At 48.8% G+C, this 2,250-nt stretch carries 5 protein-coding genes; 4 read left to right on the top strand and 1 reads right to left on the bottom strand.

The genetic code is table 11. The annotated features are described in order from the left end of the window. The first annotated feature begins 176 nt into the window (after positions 1–176). The 4 genes from F1735_RS33080 (at position 177) to F1735_RS38370 (ending at position 1,727) form a co-directional block, all read left to right on the top strand. Positions 177–632, top strand: coding sequence for a glucosaminidase domain-containing protein (locus tag F1735_RS33080; RefSeq protein WP_167241178.1), 456 nt, complete (start codon positions 177–179; stop codon positions 630–632). After that, positions 626–1,087, top strand: coding sequence for a hypothetical protein (locus F1735_RS33075; protein ID WP_222853161.1), 462 nt, complete (start codon positions 626–628; stop codon positions 1,085–1,087). Before F1735_RS33080 ends, F1735_RS33075 begins: the two co-directional genes overlap by 7 nt. Before the next feature lie 113 nt (positions 1,088–1,200). Then, a complete protein-coding gene (locus tag F1735_RS35560; RefSeq protein ID WP_187364425.1) occupies positions 1,201–1,470 on the top strand; it encodes a hypothetical protein in 270 nt (89 codons plus the stop codon). Then, positions 1,467–1,727: a hypothetical protein gene (locus tag F1735_RS38370; RefSeq protein WP_373888627.1), complete on the top strand. Its 261-nt coding sequence runs from the start codon at positions 1,467–1,469 to the stop codon at positions 1,725–1,727. The genes F1735_RS35560 and F1735_RS38370 overlap by 4 nt, the downstream gene beginning before the upstream one ends. Here the strand turns inward: F1735_RS38370 and F1735_RS35955 are convergent. Then, positions 1,617–2,250 (bottom strand): hypothetical protein (locus F1735_RS35955; protein ID WP_222853160.1); only part of this gene is annotated, 634 nt, incomplete at its 5' end. The genes F1735_RS38370 and F1735_RS35955 overlap by 111 nt on opposite strands.

The following is a 2,250-nucleotide window of genomic DNA, read 5'->3' as shown; positions in this document are numbered from 1 at the left end:
TTTTCGGGATGCGAGAGAGTCGAGAGGTCGGGAAGAGGGGCAAGTTTTACCATGACCGGCATCATGCCCGGATATCGGAATGTTTACAATTGCGCGTTTACAACGGTCAGGGCTAAACAGTTACTTTTAGTGTACAATTAATATTGTTCTTAATATTACATTTATTGGAGGTTTCTTTGGCAAAAAATCTATGCAATGATCTTGACGCTGTTGGTTTTGTTAAAGCCTTCGAAAAGGATTGCGTGAAGGTTGCAGAACGGTTGGAGGTTCCTATCGAGAATATTCTCGGTTTGGCGGCACAAGAAAGCCAATATGGAAAAGGGCGTATTGCTGTAGACCTCAAAAACTACTTCTCCATGCATGCTCCGGCACCTTTACAGATTGGCGCCGAACATCCAAAGGATAATAAAAAAATCAAAGTAGCCAAGTTTTCAAAATTTAAGGACTGTGCAGAATCCTTTGAAAGTCGATTCGGGCACGCCGTAAAAGGCAAGACGGATCCTCTTGCCTTTGCACAAGCATTGGTTGCGGTCAGATTTAATACCGGAAAGGCGGAAGACGGCGGCCGTGCGAATTTCGTCCCCTATTTGGTAAGTATTATTAATGCAGTAAAAGGACGCAGGTCGTGCTGAGCAAATTGCATCATAGACTTCTGATTGCCTTTTTTTTGGCGACATCGAGTGGGGTCGCCACGAGCGCAACATCCGTTCAACTTGGCCGGATACAAGCTCACGGCTTAACTCAAAAGCAAGCCAAACAAGTGCTTATCGTTGTTCTCAAGCAAAATCAATTCAATTTGCGCAAACCTGGTGTTTTTATTGAGGACCTGATCAATGACAAAGGAAAGCCGTATCATCCCGGATATTTTGAATTCAGCTTAGGCTACAGCGATCCAAATGCGGGCGCGATCGCATATTGGGGAATGTATTCCGTCAGTGCGTTAACCGGAGATGTCTGGGAAACCCACACATGTGAGAATTTTTCTTTTCCCGCATTACAACGTATTCAACATGAGATCAGGGCCAAAACTAAAAAAACTTTAGATGACGAGCGTGTAGCACGCAGGGGATTTGGCTGTACCGACTAACGGCGTCACAACGAAAAAGACCGCCGAAGAAGAAGTGTCCTCTGTCAGGAGCGAGACTGTAACGACTGGTTCCTGCTGGCGTCTCTTTCGACGACGTCAGAAGAAGCGCCAACATGGCTCGCATGCAAATTTTTTGTTTCCGGTTGATATTATTAACATTGCAAAATGCGATTAACATGTTAAAACTGTTTCAGAGTGTAGTCGTGCTGTCGCTCTTTTTAGCGATATCAACGGTATCGGCAAAAGACGCTTCACCGATTCAACTCGGGGAAGTGCAAGCCAAAGGATTAAAACCCAAGCAGGCCAAGCAACTCCTCATTTTTACGCTAAAGCATGCGGGTTATAACGTCACCAAACGCGGCATGTTTTTTGATGGTCCTTGACCAATGCCAAAGGAAACTCCCCACATCCTGGTTACGCCGATTTCGGCTTAATTTATGCTAATCGGAACGCGGGGGCGCTCGAAACCATCGGACTATTCTCTGTCAATACTTCAAGCGGAGAAATTTGGGAAATCAACACGTGTGAGCTATTTTCTTTCCCAGCCTTGCGCCGTATTCAAGGTCAAATCCGGGCCAAGACGAACATAAGTGACGCCACCGAGCGCGTGCATCGCCGTCGGTTGAGTTGTACGGATTAATCGTCGGGCCTGCGAATGAAAGGGAATCGTGCCGCTGTAAAGTCGACGCTGGTACCATTTCCATGGGGATATCACTGCCGGCCCTGGAAAAAATGTCGGTCCACATGAACACTGAACATCCCGGTGCGCGGCTGGCACCTTGAACGAGAACAGTTCACCACGTATGAAGGAAGCGATGCGTCTTTTGATTCTGCTGTTCGTTGCCGCCGCATTGGCGCTGGCAACGGCCTTGTTGTCAGGCTTGGCCTCCCTGAACTTTTTGCAGCACATGGCATCGATTACCCCTGCCTCGAAAGGGCTGCTTACCGTCTCGCTCCTGGTCAGCACCGCCGTGTTGCTGCTCCTCGGCGCCTGGGCAAGAAACAAGCGCGCACAATCTGCCGCGCAACACGTCCAGACATCGGCATAGGGGGCAGCTAAATATAGCTGCTCCCCTGCCACACCACCCGGCATGCGGGTCCGCACCGGGCGGTTCGAGTAGTTGAGGTTATGTGAGGCGAGGCATGCCAAGGCGATCAAAGTA

Origin of the sequence: Massilia genomosp. 1, assembly GCF_011682185.1 — a bacterium.
Classification (GTDB): Bacteria; Pseudomonadota; Gammaproteobacteria; order Burkholderiales; family Burkholderiaceae_D; genus Telluria_A; species Telluria_A rubra.
This window is presented reverse-complemented; position numbering and strand designations above follow the sequence as displayed.